This window comes from Prauserella aidingensis, from assembly GCF_024171865.1.
Lineage (GTDB): Bacteria > Actinomycetota > Actinomycetes > Mycobacteriales > Pseudonocardiaceae > Prauserella > Prauserella aidingensis.
This window is the reverse complement of record NZ_JAMTCN010000001.1, coordinates 212,828-227,857: the sequence shown is the minus strand read 5'-3', so window position 1 is coordinate 227,857 and position 15,030 is coordinate 212,828. Positions and strand designations below refer to the sequence as shown.

17 protein-coding genes are annotated in these 15,030 nt (G+C 72.2%); 9 read left to right on the top strand and 8 right to left on the bottom strand.

Annotated elements, in window-relative coordinates; all coding sequences use genetic code 11:
• The first annotated feature begins 31 nt into the window (after positions 1-31).
• Positions 32-1,177: a CaiB/BaiF CoA transferase family protein gene (locus LY13_RS00760; RefSeq protein WP_253826153.1), complete on the top strand. Its 1,146-nt coding sequence runs from the start codon at positions 32-34 to the stop codon at positions 1,175-1,177.
• Here the strand turns inward: LY13_RS00760 and LY13_RS00755 are convergent.
• Positions 1,111-2,658 carry a flavin-containing monooxygenase gene (locus tag LY13_RS00755; RefSeq protein ID WP_253826152.1) on the bottom strand — a complete coding sequence of 516 codons (1,548 nt, stop codon included), beginning with the start codon at positions 2,656-2,658 and terminating at the stop codon, positions 1,111-1,113. The two genes, LY13_RS00760 and LY13_RS00755, sit on opposite strands and share 67 nt — an antisense overlap.
• Positions 2,659-2,918: 260 nt before the next feature.
• Between LY13_RS00755 and LY13_RS00750 the strand changes: the two genes are divergently transcribed.
• Positions 2,919-3,251: a MerR family transcriptional regulator gene (locus LY13_RS00750; protein ID WP_253826151.1), complete on the top strand. Its 333-nt coding sequence runs from the start codon at positions 2,919-2,921 to the stop codon at positions 3,249-3,251.
• Positions 3,252-3,416: 165 nt separating this feature from the next.
• Complete coding sequence (locus LY13_RS00745) at positions 3,417-3,878, top strand: DUF6292 family protein (protein ID WP_253826150.1); 462 nt, start codon at positions 3,417-3,419, stop codon at positions 3,876-3,878.
• A gap of 21 nt (positions 3,879-3,899) precedes the next feature.
• Here LY13_RS00745 and LY13_RS00740 read toward each other — a convergent pair whose 3' ends face one another.
• Positions 3,900-4,721 (bottom strand): pentapeptide repeat-containing protein, encoded by an 822-nt coding sequence (locus LY13_RS00740; protein WP_253826149.1) that lies wholly within the window; start codon positions 4,719-4,721, stop codon positions 3,900-3,902.
• 122 nt (positions 4,722-4,843) lie between these two features.
• On the opposite strand from LY13_RS00740, the gene LY13_RS00735 reads away from it, so the two are divergent.
• Both LY13_RS00735 and LY13_RS00730 read left to right on the top strand, forming a co-directional pair.
• Positions 4,844-5,527, top strand: a complete 684-nt coding sequence (locus LY13_RS00735) for an IclR family transcriptional regulator (RefSeq protein ID WP_253826148.1) — start codon at positions 4,844-4,846, stop codon at positions 5,525-5,527.
• A 159-nt stretch (positions 5,528-5,686) separates the two neighbouring features.
• Entirely contained in the window at positions 5,687-8,005 is a 2,319-nt protein-coding gene (locus tag LY13_RS00730; RefSeq protein WP_253826147.1) for a cytochrome P450/oxidoreductase, read from the top strand.
• A gap of 37 nt (positions 8,006-8,042) precedes the next feature.
• On the opposite strand, the gene LY13_RS00725 is transcribed toward LY13_RS00730, so the two are convergent.
• On the bottom strand, positions 8,043-8,315 hold the full coding sequence (locus tag LY13_RS00725; protein WP_253826146.1) for a DUF2277 domain-containing protein: 273 nt from the start codon (positions 8,313-8,315) through the stop codon (positions 8,043-8,045).
• A 149-nt stretch (positions 8,316-8,464) separates the two neighbouring features.
• Here LY13_RS00725 and LY13_RS00720 point away from each other — a divergent pair, with 149 nt between their 5' ends.
• Together LY13_RS00720 and LY13_RS00715 are read left to right on the top strand one after the other, a co-directional pair.
• A complete protein-coding gene (locus LY13_RS00720; protein ID WP_253826145.1) occupies positions 8,465-9,097 on the top strand; it encodes a TetR/AcrR family transcriptional regulator in 633 nt (210 codons plus the stop codon).
• A 20-nt stretch (positions 9,098-9,117) separates the two neighbouring features.
• Positions 9,118-10,293, top strand: a complete 1,176-nt coding sequence (locus tag LY13_RS00715; protein WP_253826144.1) for an NADH:flavin oxidoreductase — start codon at positions 9,118-9,120, stop codon at positions 10,291-10,293.
• A gap of 89 nt (positions 10,294-10,382) precedes the next feature.
• Here the strand turns inward: LY13_RS00715 and LY13_RS00710 are convergent, their stop codons facing one another.
• From LY13_RS00710 to LY13_RS00700, 3 genes are all read right to left on the bottom strand, one after another.
• A complete protein-coding gene (locus LY13_RS00710) occupies positions 10,383-11,003 on the bottom strand; it encodes an L-threonylcarbamoyladenylate synthase (RefSeq protein WP_253826143.1) in 621 nt (206 codons plus the stop codon).
• Positions 11,004-11,029: 26 nt separating this feature from the next.
• On the bottom strand, positions 11,030-11,353 hold the full coding sequence (locus tag LY13_RS00705; protein ID WP_253826142.1) for an STAS domain-containing protein: 324 nt from the start codon (positions 11,351-11,353) through the stop codon (positions 11,030-11,032).
• A gap of 110 nt (positions 11,354-11,463) precedes the next feature.
• Positions 11,464-12,393: an AEC family transporter gene (locus tag LY13_RS00700; protein WP_253826141.1), complete on the bottom strand. Its 930-nt coding sequence runs from the start codon at positions 12,391-12,393 to the stop codon at positions 11,464-11,466.
• A 29-nt stretch (positions 12,394-12,422) separates the two neighbouring features.
• Here LY13_RS00700 and LY13_RS00695 point away from each other — a divergent pair, with 29 nt between their 5' ends.
• Together LY13_RS00695 and LY13_RS00690 are read left to right on the top strand one after the other, a co-directional pair.
• Positions 12,423-12,587, top strand: coding sequence for a hypothetical protein (locus LY13_RS00695; RefSeq protein ID WP_253826140.1), 165 nt, complete (start codon positions 12,423-12,425; stop codon positions 12,585-12,587).
• A 185-nt stretch (positions 12,588-12,772) separates the two neighbouring features.
• Positions 12,773-13,048 (top strand): hypothetical protein, encoded by a 276-nt coding sequence (locus LY13_RS00690; RefSeq protein ID WP_253826139.1) that lies wholly within the window; start codon positions 12,773-12,775, stop codon positions 13,046-13,048.
• 64 nt (positions 13,049-13,112) lie between these two features.
• Here the strand turns inward: LY13_RS00690 and LY13_RS00685 are convergent, their stop codons facing one another.
• Together LY13_RS00685 and LY13_RS00680 are read right to left on the bottom strand one after the other, a co-directional pair.
• On the bottom strand, positions 13,113-14,009 hold the full coding sequence (locus LY13_RS00685) for a universal stress protein (protein WP_253826138.1): 897 nt from the start codon (positions 14,007-14,009) through the stop codon (positions 13,113-13,115).
• 37 nt (positions 14,010-14,046) lie between these two features.
• Positions 14,047-15,030 carry an Acg family FMN-binding oxidoreductase gene (locus tag LY13_RS00680; RefSeq protein WP_253826137.1) on the bottom strand — a complete coding sequence of 328 codons (984 nt, stop codon included), beginning with the start codon at positions 15,028-15,030 and terminating at the stop codon, positions 14,047-14,049.

Sequence of the window (15,030 nt, the reverse complement as noted above, 5' to 3'; positions counted from 1 at the left end):
CCGGCCGTTCCCGTGAAGGAGCGTTCCACCCATGTCCTCCTCCCTCGGTGACCTGCGCATCGTCGATTTCTCCCGGGTACTCGCCGGGCCGTTCGCCACGATGCTGCTGGCCGACCTCGGCGCCACCGTCGTCAAGGTGGAGCGCCCCGGCACCGGCGACGACACCCGCGCGTGGGGACCGCCGTACGACGACCGCGGCGAGGCGACCTACTACCAGTCGGTGAACCGGAACAAGGATTCGGTGACGCTGGATCTGCGTACCGACGAGGGCATCGCCCGTGCCGCGGAGCTCGCCGCCGGCGCGGACGTGGTGGTCGAGAACTTCCGCCCCGGGCTGATGTCCGAACTCGGCCTCGGCTACGAGGACCTGCGGGCACGGAACCCGGGGCTGATCTACTGTTCCATCACCGGATTCGGCTCGGGCGCCGGCGCGGAGCTGCCCGGGTACGACCTGCTGATCCAGGCGCTCGGCGGCCTGATGAGCGTCACGGGGCAGCCCGACGGCCAGCCGCAGAAGGTCGGCGTCGCGCTCGTCGACGTCCTGTCCGGACAGTTCGCCACGGTGGGCATGCTCGCCGCGCTGCGTCACCGCGACGCGACCGGTGAGGGACAGCGCGTGGAGGTGAACCTGCTCTCGTCGCTCCTCGCGGCCCTGGTGAATCAGAGTTCGGCCTACACCTCGGGCGGGGTCGTGCCACAGCGGATGGGCAACGCGCACCCCAGCGTCGCGCCGTACGAGGTGCTGCCCTGCGGCGAGGGGGAGCTCGTCCTGGCCGTGGGCAACGACCGCCAGTTCCGGGCACTGTGCGACCGGCTGGGCGAACCGGGGCTCGGCACCGACGCCCGGTTCGCCACGAACAGCGCACGCGTCGACCACGGGGAGGAGCTGCGCGAACACCTCGTCCGGCTGCTGAAGGCGCGCGACGCCCGCGCGTGGGCGGATCTGCTCACCGAGTCGCGCGTGCCCGCGGGCGTGGTCAACGACGTGGCGGGCGCGTTCCGCCTCGCCACCGAACTCGGACTCGACCCGGTCGTCGGCATTCCGCGCGACGACGGCACGGAGGTACGGCTGCCCCGCAACCCGATCGGCCTGTCGGCGACGCCGCCGACCTACCGCTCCGCTCCCCCTCCTCGCTCGGAACCGCCGGCCGCGGAACCGCGACCGGACGGCGACTGACGCCTGCCTGCCCCGACGCCGAAGTCCATGTCCTCGGTCACGCTGCCGTGGCGCAGGTGCAGCACGTCGCGGAGATAGTTCTGGTGCAGCCGCCAGGGAGTCGCGTGTCCCTGCTTCGGCATCCGATCGATGCTGCGCAGCACGTAGCCCGCCTGCAGGTCGATCAGCGGTTCGGCAGGCCGGTCACCGGGCGGCAGCACCGGCGTGGCGGTGTCGAGGCCGTGGGCGTCGAGGTGGGTGAGCAGCCTGCACACGTACTCGGCGACGAGGTCGGCCTTCAGCGTCCACGAGGCGTTCGTGTAGCCGATCGTCATCGCGAAGTTCGGCACGCCGTCGAGCATCATGCCCTTGTACGTCACGGCCTTGCCGACGTCGACCGGATCGCCGTCGACGTCCAGCGCGATACCGCCGATCGCGAGCAGGTTCAGCCCCGTCGCCGTGACGACGATGTCCGCGGCCAGTTCCGCGCCGGACGCGAGCCGGATGCCGTCGGGCGTGAACGTGTCGATGGTGTCGGTGACGACCGTGGCGTCCCCGCGGCGCAGCGTTCGGAACAGGTCACCGTCCGGGACGAAACACAGCCGCTGGTCCCACGGCCGGTAGTCCGGTGAGAAGTGCCGGTCGACGTCGAATCCCTCGGGCAACGCCGACCGCGCGCCCCGTTCGAGCAGTCTGCGCACGAGTCCGGGGGCGCGGCGACTGAGGCGGAAGAACAGGCCCATGCTCAGCGCGTTCTTCCACCGCACGACGGGGAACGTCACGCGGTCGGGCAGCACGCGGTTCATCAACCGGGCGAGCGGGTCGACCGAGGGCAGCGCCATGACGTAACTCGGCGAGCGCTGCAGCATCGTCACGTGAGCGACGCCGGGAGCCAGGGCCGGGACGAGTGTCACGGCGGTGGCGCCGCTGCCGATCACCACGACCCGGCGGCCGCGATGGTCCAGGTCCTCGGGCCAGTGCTGCGGGTGCACGAGCGTGCCCTCGAACCGGTCCACGCCGGGCAGCTGCGGCGTGTACCCCTCGTCGTAGCGGTAGTAGCCGGAACAGACGTGCAGGAACGAGCACGTCAGCGTGACCTGCTCCCCGGTGTCGGACCGGTGCGCGGTCACCGTCCACAGTGCCCGGTCGCTCGACCAGGACGCGGAGTCGACCCGGTGGTGGAACCGGACGAGCCCATCGATGCCGAACGCGCGGGCGGTGTCGCGGATGTACTCGCGGATCGACGGGCCGTCGGCGATCGCCTCGGCGCGGCGCCACGGGCGGAAACCGTAGCCGAGCGTGAACATGTCCGAATCGGAGCGCACGCCGGGATAGCGAAACAGGTCCCACGTGCCGCCGATCGCGCCCCGTGCCTCGAGTACCGCCACCGTGCGGTCCGGGTGGCGCTGCCGCAGCCGGCAGGCCGCACCGACACCGGTCAGGCCTGCTCCCACGATGAGGACGTCGACGTGTTCGGCGGGCTCGACGTCTTCGACGGGCATAACCCCCGCCCTCCTCCGCATCGGGGCGACCCCGTCGTCACCCGACCGGGCCCGACGCTACCGACGACGTGATCACGACGCCATCGCCCGCAGTGCCCGAACGGCCGCACGACACTCGACGACCTCGCATCAGACACTTGACGAAACCTCAACTACCCACTAAAAATTTGCTGTAGCAGCCGAATGACGGCGCCCATCACGCCGAACCGCGGGAGAGGCGATCGGATCACGGTGAGACAGGTTTTCCGGAGCGAGAACGCATGACCCTGAACGATCTGGACGACGAACACCGGCCCACGTTCACCACCGGGCAGGCGGCCGACATTCTCGGCGTCGAGCAGCCGTTCCTGCGGAGCCTCGACACCGCGGGCGTCGTGTCCCCCGAACGGTCCGGCGGCGGGCACCGGCGCTACTCCCGCCACCAGCTCGGTCAGGCGAGTCGGATGCGAGCGCTGTTCGACGAGGGCATGAACCTCAACGCCGCCCAGCGCATCCTCGCGCTCGAATACGAACTCGACGAGGCCCGCAGGGAGATCGCGGCGCTGCGCAGGCGGCTCGAAGAGCCACCCGACGGCGCCTCCGCCGATACGTGAACGGCGCCTCCTCACCGCCCGACCTCACCGCGCGATTGCATGCGCCCTGCCCGCGCCGCGCCCGTGCGCAGCGCGGGCCCCGGCCGGGCGGCGACGCTCGAGGCGCACCCGGAGTGTGAACCGCCGGCGCCCTCGCGTCGGCACGACGAATCGAGGTGATCATCAGTGGACATCTACGGTTGGCACTCGACGGAACCCGCACTGCACGCGTACGTCTCCGCGGTGGCCGCCGCACTCTCCCCCGACGGCGACTCCCCGGCGCAGTACACGTGCGACGCCTCGGCCACGCCCGTGGGCGCCTACATCGCGGTCGACGGACACCTGCCCACCTTCCCGGACCGCGACGTCGCCCTCATCTGGGACGAACGCCACGGCTGGGGCGTGGCGATCGAGACCCACTCCGGTGAGGACCTGCTCATGGTGTCCTACCTCGGTGGCAGCGACCCGGTTCCCGAGCCGGAACGGGTCGCCCGGTTCGCCCGCCGCGTGCTCGACGGCGCGATGCCGAGTCACCTGGACCCGCCGGGGTTCGCGGCGATGTCCGACCTGCCACGGAGGCTGGCGGCGGCCGCCGCGGACGCGGACGCCCCCGCCCAGGAGGCGGCGTCGGCCGCGCACGTGCTCTGACCGTCCGGCCGCGCCGGGAACTCAGCGCGGCCAGTGCGCGGGGGTGCTCGCCCAGCCGGGCAACCGGGTGGCGGCGTCCCCGCGCGCGGCGTCCAGCTGCGGCTGCGTCAGGAACAGCGTGTCGACCAGGTCGGCACCGGAGAGCTCGGCCCCGCGCAGATCGGCACCGGTCACGTCGGCCGACGTGAGGTCCGCGCCCCGCAGGTCGGCACCCAGCAGCATCGCGCCCCGCAGGTTGGCCCCGCGCAGATTCGCCCGCGCGAGCTTCGCACCCACGAGGTCGCCGCCTCGTAGCTCACGACCGGCCTCGCCCGCCCTGACCAGCTCGCTCGCCCGCGTCAGCGCGCCGTTCGCCGTGGTCCAGTGCTCGGAGAGGGACGTGCCGGCCAGCTCGTCGAGGTCGCGTGCGGCGAGACGTTCCGTCGCGACGATCGCCACGTCCAGCTCGCCGTGAACCTCCGCGGCCGCGGACAGGCCCCGCGCCTCGTGCAGGTAGTAGAGGAGTTCGTGCAGGTCGCGCAGCACGGGATAGGCGTCGAACATCCGCCGCGCCCTGGCGGGGTCGCCACGCCAGTCCCCGCCCGCCCTCGCCGCGACGGCCTGGCCCGCCCCGAAGCAGTCGTAGACGGTGCAGCCGGGGAAGCCGCGCTCGCGCAGCGTGTCGTGCACACCGCACCACGAGTCGTCCCGGACGTTCGGGCACGGCGTCTCCGCGGGCTTGGTGATCGCGAAATCGGCCGAGGCGACGAAACCCGGTGCCACACAACAGATCCCGTAACACTGCCCGCAGTCCGCGCGTAGCCGCTGCCGGAACTCGCCGTCCGGTGTGGACGGTACCGTCATACTGCTCCCCCGACGTCGGAACGTGCCGTACCCCCTGCTGCGCCGTCCACCCTAGGCCCCGGCGCCGTTACGCTCGGGCACCACCGCACCGGAACGCACGGGCATCGACGAAGGGACACGCGATGAGCACGCTGCAGACGCTCGACCGGGGCCTGCGCGCGCTGGACGTGATCTCCCAGGCGCCGAGCGGCATGTCGGTCGCCGAACTCGCACACAGGCTCGAGGTGCACCGCGCGATCTGCTACCGCATCGTGTCCACGCTCGAGGACCACCAGCTCATCGCACGCACCGACGACGGCAAGCTCCGGCTGGCCGTCGGAGTGTCCGTGCTGGCCGCCCGCTTCGAACCGCAGTTGCACCACGACGTCCGGCCACTGCTGCAGGAACTGGCCAACGAGACGCGCGCGACGGCGTTCCTGTCCGCGGCCGAGGGCGGCGACTGCGTCGCGCTCCAGGTCGCCGAGCCGGACGCGCAGCTCCTCACCGTCGGCTACCGGGTCGGCAGCAGGCACCCGCTGTCGAAGGGGGCCGCGGGTATCGCGATCCTCGCCCAGCGTCCCGAACGGCCCGACGACGGTGACGCCGTGGTCCGCGCCCGCCGGGACGGCTACAGCCTCACCCGGGGCGAACTCGAACACGGCGCCGTCGGTGTCGCTGCGGGTATCGGCGTGCCCGAGGGCAGGCACGCGGTCGGGCACGCCGAACGGTCGGTCGGCGTGGTGGCGATCGAAGGCCTCGACACCGACCGTGCCGCCGGGGCAGTCGTCGGCACCGCCCGGCGCCTCGAAGCGCTCCTCACCGCCTGAGCCGGAACGGTCCGACCTTGACGTCCACTGTGACCCCGCTTACCTTCCAGGGTGTTCGCTATTCGATCCGACCTGTGCGCTATTGGCAACACCGCAGGTCGTGGCCCGGCGTGTCTGGTACCGCCACGCGTCGGGCCGCAGCCGCCAGGGAGGGCGCCGATGAGCACGGAGTCGTGTCCGGTCGACCACACCCGCCCCGCCGATCCCGTCACCGGATGTCCCGTCAGCGCGAACGCGGCGGCGTTCGACCCGTTCGGCGACGCGTACCAGGCCGATCCGCCGGAGGCCGTGCGCTGGTCCCGTGACGGCGAGCCGGTGTTCTACAGCCCCTCACTCGGCTACTGGGTCGTGACGCGCTACGACGACGTGAAGGCGGTCTTCCGCGACAACATCACGTTCTCGCCCTCCATCGCGCTCGAGAAGATCACGCCCGTCTCCGACGATGCGACCGCGACGCTCGAACGCTACGGCTACGCGATGAACCGCACCCTGGTCAACGAGGACGAGCCCGAGCACATGCCACGCAGGCGCGCGCTCATGGATCCGTTCACGCCCGACCGGCTCGCCCACCACGAGCCCATGGTCCGCAGGCTCACGCGCGAGTACGTCGACCGGTTCGTCGACGCCGGCACGGCCGACCTCGTCGACGAGATGCTCTGGGAGGTCCCGCTCACCGTCGCGCTGCACTTCCTCGGCGTCCCCGAGGAGGACATGGCGACGCTGCGCACGTATTCGATCGCCCACACCGTGAACACCTGGGGCAGGCCCTCACCGGAGGAGCAGCTCACGGTCGCCGAGAACGTCGGCAGGTTCTGGCAGTTCGCGGGCACGGTCGTGGAGAAGCTCCGGCGCGACCCTTCCGGCGAGGGCTGGATGCCCTACAGCATCCGCAAGCAGCGGGAGTACCCGGACATCATCACCGACTCCTACCTCCATTCGATGATGATGGCCGGCATCGTCGCGGCCCACGAGACGACCGCCAACGCCGCGGCCAACGCCATCAAACTCCTGCTGGAGAACCGCACGGTCTGGGAGGAGCTCTGCGCCGACCCCGGCCTCATCCCGAACGCCGTCGAGGAATGCCTGCGCCATTCCGGATCGGTGGCCGCATGGCGCAGGCTCGTCACCGCCGACACCACGGTCGGCGGCGTGCCGATCCCCGCGGGGTCGAAGCTGCTGATCGTCAACTCCTCGGCCAACCGCGACGAACGGCACTTCGAGGACCCGGACACCGTCGACATCCGCAGGGACAACGCGACCGAGCACCTGACGTTCGGCTACGGCAGCCACCAGTGCATGGGCAAGAACCTCGCCCGGATGGAACTGCAGGTGTTCCTGGAGGAGCTGACCCGCAGGCTGCCGCACCTCGACCTGATGCCCGGGCAGCGGTTCGCCTACGTCCCGAACACGTCGTTCCGGGGCCCGGAACACCTGTGGGTGCAGTGGGATCCCGCCGCCAACCCCGAGCGCGGTGATCCGGGCCTGCTGGACACCCGGCAGCCGGTACACATCGGTGAGCCCACGACGCGCGCGCTCAGCCGCACACTCACCGTGGAGCGGGTCGACCCGGTGGCCCGCGACGTCGTCGAGCTCACCCTCGCCGCGCGCGACGGTGCGCCACTGCCCTCGTGGTCACCCGGAGCGCACATCGAACTGGAACTCGGGGAGGTGTCGCGGCAGTACTCGCTGTGCGGCGACCCGGCCGACCGCAGCCGGTACCGCATCGCCGTGCTGCGCGAGCAGGACGGCCGCGGCGGGTCGCGGTACGTCCACGACCGGCTGCGGCCGGGGACGCCGGTGGCCGTGCGCGGACCGCGCAACCATTTCCGCCTCGACGCCGACACCCGCCACCACGTCTTCGTCGCGGGCGGCATCGGCATCACGCCGATCCTGGCGATGGCCGACGCCGTCCGCGCCGCGGGCGGCACCTACGAGCTGCACTACTGCGGCCGCTCCGCCGACACGATGGCACTGCTCGACCGCGTGCGCCGCGACCACGGATCCCGACTGCACGAGCACGTCTCCGACGCCGGTACCCGACTGGACGTCGACGCGCTCCTCGCCGAACCCGCCGACGGCACGCGGATCTACGCGTGCGGCCCGCAGCGGCTCCTGTCGGCACTCGACACGGCGAGCGCGCACTGGCCCGAGGACGCTCTCCGTGTCGAGCACTTCACCACGGCGGGCCGCGAACTCGACCCGGCCGTCGAGCGCGCCTTCGACGTCACCCTCGCCGATTCCGGGCTCACCGTCCGGGTCGCCCCCGACCGGACCGTGCTCGCCGCTCTGCGCGCCGCCAACATCGACGTGCCCAGCGATTGCGAGGAAGGCCTCTGCGGCACCTGTGAGGCGCCGGTGCTCGACGGCGAGGTCGACCACCGCGACGTCGTGCTCACCCGGGCCGAACGCTCCGCGGGCGCGCGAATGATGACCTGCTGCTCCCGGGCCTGCGGCGGCTCGCTCACGCTCGGCCTCTGATCCCGCGCTCCGGGTACAGGCCGCGCGCAGGCGCCCGTCAGGTCAGTTTCGCCGTTTCCCCGGCCCGGACCTCGGGACGACGCAGGGGTGGCACGGTCCGCGGCGGCTGCCGCCGTTCGGGCAGCTGCGCCAGCAGCCGCGTGGTCGTGGCGGTGACCTCGGCGACGGCCTGTTCGAACGGTTCCCGGGTCGCGTCGGACACGCTCTGCACGCCGCTGACCTTCCGCACGTACTGCCGCGCCGCCGCCTCGATCTCCTCGGCCGTCGCCGACGGTTCGAGTCCCCGCAGGGTGGTGATGTTCCGGCACATGACCGTGACGGTAGTCCTCGCCCGGCTCCCCGGCGAGCCTTCGGCGGAGGGCACCGCGCCACCCGCTCCGCTCGGCCCCCGCGCCGGCGAACCCATCACTGATTGAAACGGCTCTTGAGGCGTCGGCTCCGGTGCGCTCTACTGGCCGCATGCCAACGACGGCGACCTCCTCGGACTCTCCCCCACCGACCGCGGCCGTGGGGCGGCCGGGAACCCGTGACCGCCTGCTCGACGCGGCCGAGTCCCTGTTGCTCGCCCGCGACATCGACGAGGTCTCCATCCGGGCCATCAACGCCGCCGCGGGTATGAACCCCGCGGCGGTCCACTACCACTTCGGCTCGAAGGATGCCCTGATCGGCGCGCTCCTCGAACGCCGCCTGGCTCCCCACTGGCACGACGGCCTCGCCCGGCTCACGGCACGCCGCCGCGCGGGCGACGACCCCGCCGTGGCCGAACTCGTCGACGTCGTGTTGACGCCGCTCGGCGAACTCACCCGTACCGAAGCCGGGCGCCTTCAGCTGCGACTGCTGGCGCGCGTGGTGCTCACGCGCCGCGACGTCGGCTTCACCTCCGGCTGGTTCGGACTCCGGCCGTGGATCGCGCTCCTGCGCGGTGCGGTACCCGGGCTCGGCGGCGCCGAGGCCGCACGCCGGTTGCTGCTCGCGTTCGACCTCATCCTGCACACCCTGTCCGCGACCGGCCCCGCCGACCCTCCCGGCCGCAGCGCCTTCCGCTCCCTGCGGGCGTTCGCCGTCGCGGGGCTGTCGGCACCGCCGCCGTGACCTCACCACCGGGAGGATCCGTGCCCGCCGTTCCCGACGTCTTCGACCCCACCACGCTCGGACCCGCTACCCTGCGGAACCGCATCGTCAAGGCCGCGACGTTCGAAGGCCGCACCCCGGACGGTGCGGTCACCGACGAGCTCGTCGACTTCCACGTCGAGGTGGCCCGCGGCGGCGTGGGCATGACCACCGTCGCCTACTGCGCGGTCGCACCGGAGGGGCGCACCGACCGTCACCAGATCCTCATGCGCCCCGAGGCGGTGGAGGATCTGCACCGGCTCACCGACGCGGTGCACGCCGAAGGCGCCGCCGTCGCCGCCCAACTCGGCCATGCCGGGCCGGTCGCCAACGGCGCGTCCAACCGCCGTCCCGCGCTCGCGCCCCACGCGCTGCCGAGCCCGCTGAGCATGCGCATGATGCGCCGGGCGACCGAGGCCGACCTGGCGCGCATCGTGACCGCGCACGCCGACGCAGCACGCGTGGCCGTCGCCGCCGGGTTCGACGCCGTCGAACTGCACTTCGGACACAACTACCTGATCAGCTCGCTGCTCAGCCCGCTGCTGAACCGCCGCTCCGACGGCTACGGCGGGTCACCGGAGCGGCGTGCCCGGCTGGCACGGGAGACCGCCACCGCGGTGCGTGAGGCCGTCGGCGGGCGCATCGCCGTCACCGCCAAGCTCAACATGGACGACGGTGTACCGGGCGGACTCCGGCCCGACGCCGGCCTGCGGGTGGCGCGATGGCTCGAAGCCGACGGCGCGCTCGACGCCCTCACGCTGACCGCGGGAAGCTCGCTGCTGAACCCGATGTACCTGTTCACCGGCGACGCGCCCGTCCAGGAGTTCGCCGGGGCCTTCGGCCGGCCGTTGCGGACCGGGCTGCGCCTGGCCGGCCCGGCGTTCCTGCGCCGCTACCCCTATCGCGACGCCTACCTGCTCGACCGTGCACTCCGGTTCCGGGACGCCCTCGACCTGCCGCTCGTCCTGCTCGGCGGGATCACCGATCGTGACACGATGGAGCTGGCGATGCGCAGCGGGTTCGCGTTCGTCGCCATGGCGAGGGCCCTGCTCCGCGAACCGGACCTGCCGAACCGGCTGCAGGCCGAACCGCGGCACCGCTCGCTGTGCATCCACTGCAACAAGTGCATGCCGAGCATCTACAGCCGCACCCGGTGCGTGCTCGACGCTCCCGTATGACGACTCCGTCCCGTACGACCGACGACACCGTGCGAGCGCTCGACCGGGTGAGCACCCGGTGCCGCCCGCGGCCCCCGAGGGCGTGCGGTCTACTCGAACCGTGACGGGTCGCCCGCGCCGACGCGGACGATCTCCGGCTCGTCGCCCGAGAAGTCGACGACCGTCGTCGGTTCGACCCCGCAGTCACCGGAGTCGATCACCGCGTCCAGCACGTGGTCGAGCGCCTCCTTGATCTCCCACCCCTGGGTCATGGGCTCGTCCTCGCCCGGCAGCAGCAGCGTGCTGGACACCAGCGGCTCGCCGAGTCCCTCCAGCAGCGCCTGGGTCGTGACGTGGTCGGGAATGCGCACGCCGACGGTCTTCTTCTTCGGGTGCAGCAACCGCCGCGGCACTTCCTTCGTCGCGGGGAGGATGAACGTGTACTGACCGGGGGTCGCGGACTTGATGGCGCGGAAGACGCTGTTGTCGACGTGGACGAACTGTCCCAATTGGGAGAAGTCCTGGCACACCAGTGTGAAGTGGTGCTTGTCGTCGAGCTTGCGGATGCTCCGGATCCGATCGAGCCCCTCGCGGTTGTCCAGCGAGGTACCGAGCGCGAAGCACGAATCGGTGGGGTAGGCGATCAGCCCGCCGGAGCGGAGCAGGTCGACGACCTTGCCGATCGACCGCGGCTGGGGATTGTCCTGATGTACGTCGTAGTAGATCGCCATGGCCGACACCCTATGCGTCGCGCGAGCTATTCGCTCTCGCGCAGGTCGAGGACCTTGTCCAGACCGGTGACCTCGAATCCGCGCAGCACGGCGCGGTTGCCGACGAGCACGCGCAACGGCGTTCCTGCGGCCGTGCAGCGTTCGTGAGCCCGGACGAGGGCGCTCAGCCCGGACGATGCCAGGAACGTGACCCCGCTGAGATCGGCCACCACGGCCATCGGGGGCGAGACCTCGTCGCACGCGGCGTCGAGCGCCGAGTCGAGCTGGGCCACCGTCCCCAGGTCGACCTCGCCCTTCGCGCGCACGAACAAGGCATCGTCGCTTCGGTCGACCGTGATCACCAGTTCCATGTGCCCTCCGTCGCCGAACCCTGTGCCTGTCGGAGCCTCACTTGTACCACGGCTGCGTCGTCGCGGCGCTTCGTACTGCCCGGCCGGGGGTCACGGCAGGCGGGTGCCGGTCACCCGACGAGCGCGACGACGCCGAACAGCATCGGCAGCGAGACGATGGTCGTCATCAGCGCCGCGTCGCGCGCCAGTTGCACGCCCTGATCGAACCGCACGGCGTAACCGAAGACGTTCTGGGCCGTGGGCAGTGCGGCGCACACCACGGCCGCGAGCAGCGCGTGCTCGTCCGCACCGACCGCGGTGGCGAGCCCCCACGCCAGCAGGGGGTGCACCAGGTTCTTCAGCGCCACGACCGTGATCAGGGAGGGACGCAGGTCCCGGTCCCGGCCGGGCAGGGTCGAGGCGTGCAGCGAGATGCCGAACGCCAGCAGCATCGCAGGCACCGCCAGGTCGCCGAGCAGATCGATCGGGTCCATCACCGCCTCCGGCGGCAGGAAGCCCGTCGCCGAGCAGGCGATACCGGCCGCACTCGCGAGCGCGAGCGGGTTGCGCAGTGGCGCGCTGAAGGCCCGCAGCCAGTTCGGGCTGCCACCGCCCGCACGCTCGGACAACACGTCGAGCACCGAGGTGAACACCGGGGTGAGCACCGCGAGTTGGAACAGCAGCACCGGCGCCACGTCGGCGACGCCGTGCAGCACGTACGTCGCGATCGGGATGCCGAGATTGCCGGCGTTGACGTAGCCGCTGGCCATCGAGCCGACGGTGAGCTCACCGGCCGCCCTGCGCCGCATCAGGCCGAACGGCAGGTACAGCGCGCACGCGAGCGTGCTGGTGACGCCGGTGACCAGCAGCGCCGTCGAGAAGACGGATCCGACGTCGGTGCGGGCGAGCGTGCCGAACAGCAGCGCCGGACTGCCGACGAAGAAGGCGGTGCGCGAGAGCACCTGCATGGCCGATCCGCCCAGCGCACCGGTGCGGCCGAGGACGTATCCGACCGCGACCACGAATCCGATGACCAGGAATCCTTCGAGCACTCCGTTCATGCGGCCGTCACGCACCAAACCCTATGTGTGTGACGTATATCACCGACCGCCGGGTAGGCGTCACGGTGTCCACTGTGGACTACCGAACACCGGCGACGATCCGCTCGACGGTCCGCAACTCGGCCCTCGACCACCGGGTCGACCACGCACAACGGCCGCTCGCGAGCGGTGCCGCACCCGGGTTCCGGGTGTAGCTTGCCGTGCGGGGAAAACGTGCACACCGAGGGCCGCGCACCCGCCCGCGCGGGCGAGCAGGCGACGGACATCAGGACCCGGAAGCAGCAGGGGCACCGGGACCGGTGGTGTCGACCGGCACGTCCGGTCGCGTCGACCGCAGGCGCCGCGGCCCCGGAACGAGAAGCGCGCGAAGGGAGTCGCCATGATCGAACGTGCGGACGACATCGGCATCGGAGACCGCGTCACCTACCTGCCGGGGACCGCCACAGCGCCGCAGACCACCACAGCGCCGCGGCAGTGCGTTCAGGGGCACGTCGTCGCACCGCCCGTGCCCGATCCCTACACCGCCGTCGTCTGGCTGCCCACCCGCCCGGACGGCGCCGCCGACGACATCGAGCCGACGTGGGTGCGCCACGACCGCGTGGTCGAGTTCACGCACCCGCCGCAGCCCCTCGAACCCCGGCCTCGCCCGGTGTGACGTCGGCGCCGCGTGGCCGCTCGCCCGGCCGGTCCCCGCGTCGGTCCCCGCGTCGGTCCCCGCGTCAGTCCCGGTGCGGCCGGACGATCATGACCGGGCAGGCGGCGTGGTGGATCAGCGTCTGACTCGTCGACCCCAGGAGCATCCCGCGGAATCCGCCGCGCCCGCGGCTGCCCGCGACCAGCAGGCGAGCGCCCTGAGCACGGTCGAGCAGCTGCTGCCGCGGCTTGCCCGGGACCACGACCCGCTCGACCCGCACGTCCGGACAGCGCTCCGACATGCCCGCCAGTGCCTCGGACAGCACCACCTGCTCGGACTGCTCCTGCGACGCCCCCTCGGCCATCTCGGGCAAACCCGACTCGTACTCGACGTCCGCCCAGGCGTGCACGGCGACCAGCGGGGCACCGAGCAGCGACGCCACCTGGAACGCCGTATTCACGGCGGCCGTGCTGACACCGCTGCCGTCGACGCCGACGACCACCGGACCCTCACGCGCCATCCCGGTACCGGCACCCCGCACGACCACCACGGGACACTGCGCGTGCGCGGTCAGCGACACCGACGTCGACCCGACCAGCATGCCCGTGAAGCCACCGCGGCCGGAGGTGCCGACCACCAGCACGCTCGCCCGCTCGGACTCGTCCACGAGCATCGGCACCGACCCCTGCAACGGCATGTCCGTCTCGACGGCGAGCTCGGGTGCCCTCGCCGTCACCCGGGACCGCGCGTCCTCGAGGAATTTCCGTCCCTCGTCCTCCATCGCCCGGTACACCTCGGGGCTCGCGGGAAGATCCCCGCCGTAGAAGCCCTGCACGTAGGTGAACGCGTGCACGATCCGCAGCGGCCGGTTGCTCACCGCCGCCATGTCGGCGGCCCAGTCCAGTGCGCGCATCGCGCCGTCGGATCCGTCGGTCCCGACCACCACCGGGCCGTCCCGCAGCGCTGGGTTTTCGGTGTCCATACCTGAGGCTCCTTCCGACGCCACCGGACGCCACTCGTCATCCGGCGTAGCTGGTCACGTCCTCCACCGACCGCCGCGGGGTCGTCGCGCCCGGATATCCGTAGCCGAGGCGCAACGCGGTCTGCGGGTGCCCACGGCCTCCCAGCGCGGTCGCGAGCTCGAGCCGGGTGGACTCGACCTCCAGGGGCTGCGGCAGGAACGACGCGCTCAGCCCGCGCGAGGTGGCCACGAGCAGCACCCGTTCCAGTGCGACACCCGCGGCGATCCGGTGTCTGCGGGTGTCGCCGGTACTGGTCAGCACCGCGACGCACGGGTCGCGTTCGAACGCCCGCTCCGCCGTCGGGGGCTCCTCGGCGACCCGGCGAGCGGCACCGAAGTCGCGCATGGCCAGCAGCGTGCCCGGTTCCGGCCTCGGCCCGCCCGCCGACGCGGGCACGCCGTCCGGCCGGTCCCCGTCGTGCGTCCACTCCGCCAGCTCGGCGCGGTACTCGGCATCGCGGGCGAGCACGTGGTCGGCGCGGCGCAGCAACGCGGCGAACGTGTCGAGCTCGGCCGGGGACAGCACCACGAGGCGGGCACCCTCACTCTCGGCCGCGGCGGCGAGCCGATGCCGCAGCGACGGCGGGACGGGCCGGTCGGCGAACGGCCTGCGGTTGGTGGCGCGGCGTCCGACGGCGGCGCCGAGCGCGACGTCCTCGGGCCCGGGTTTCGCCGGTCCGGTGAACCGGACGACGCCCGCCAGTTCGGGGCGCCGTCCGTCCGGCAGCACGTCGACGCCGCAGCCGTACCCGGCCGCGGCGAGCGCCACCCGCATGTTGCACAGCACCGCGCCGCACGCCAGGTCCGCGCCGCGACCGTCGTCGTCACCGTGTTCGAGCACCCGGTCCGGGTCCCGCAGCACCTCGACACCGTCACCGAACACGCGGAACCGCCACGGCTGCGTGTTGTGCTGCGACGGGGCACGGATGCCCGCGCGCACGGCGATGTCCGCGGGACCGGTCGTCGCGTCGCGGGCTCCCAT

Excerpts from the sequence above, each read along its gene's own strand:
- LY13_RS00760 (WP_253826153.1), top strand. The coding sequence starts at position 32 with ATGTCCTCCTCCCTCGGTGACCTGCGCATCGTCGATTTCTCCCGGGTA.
- LY13_RS00755 (WP_253826152.1), bottom strand. The coding sequence starts at position 2,658 with ATGCCCGTCGAAGACGTCGAGCCCGCCGAACACGTCGACGTCCTCATC.
- LY13_RS00750 (WP_253826151.1), top strand. The coding sequence starts at position 2,919 with ATGACCCTGAACGATCTGGACGACGAACACCGGCCCACGTTCACCACC.
- LY13_RS00740 (WP_253826149.1), bottom strand. The coding sequence starts at position 4,721 with ATGACGGTACCGTCCACACCGGACGGCGAGTTCCGGCAGCGGCTACGC.
- LY13_RS00735 (WP_253826148.1), top strand. The coding sequence starts at position 4,844 with ATGAGCACGCTGCAGACGCTCGACCGGGGCCTGCGCGCGCTGGACGTG.
- LY13_RS00730 (WP_253826147.1), top strand. The coding sequence starts at position 5,687 with ATGAGCACGGAGTCGTGTCCGGTCGACCACACCCGCCCCGCCGATCCC.
- LY13_RS00725 (WP_253826146.1), bottom strand. The coding sequence starts at position 8,315 with ATGTGCCGGAACATCACCACCCTGCGGGGACTCGAACCGTCGGCGACG.
- LY13_RS00720 (WP_253826145.1), top strand. The coding sequence starts at position 8,465 with ATGCCAACGACGGCGACCTCCTCGGACTCTCCCCCACCGACCGCGGCC.
- LY13_RS00710 (WP_253826143.1), bottom strand. The coding sequence starts at position 11,003 with ATGGCGATCTACTACGACGTACATCAGGACAATCCCCAGCCGCGGTCG.
- LY13_RS00705 (WP_253826142.1), bottom strand. The coding sequence starts at position 11,353 with ATGGAACTGGTGATCACGGTCGACCGAAGCGACGATGCCTTGTTCGTG.
- LY13_RS00700 (WP_253826141.1), bottom strand. The coding sequence starts at position 12,393 with ATGAACGGAGTGCTCGAAGGATTCCTGGTCATCGGATTCGTGGTCGCG.
- LY13_RS00690 (WP_253826139.1), top strand. The coding sequence starts at position 12,773 with ATGATCGAACGTGCGGACGACATCGGCATCGGAGACCGCGTCACCTAC.
- LY13_RS00685 (WP_253826138.1), bottom strand. The coding sequence starts at position 14,009 with ATGGACACCGAAAACCCAGCGCTGCGGGACGGCCCGGTGGTGGTCGGG.
- LY13_RS00680 (WP_253826137.1), bottom strand. The coding sequence starts at position 15,030 with ATGGGAGCCCGCGACGCGACGACCGGTCCCGCGGACATCGCCGTGCGC.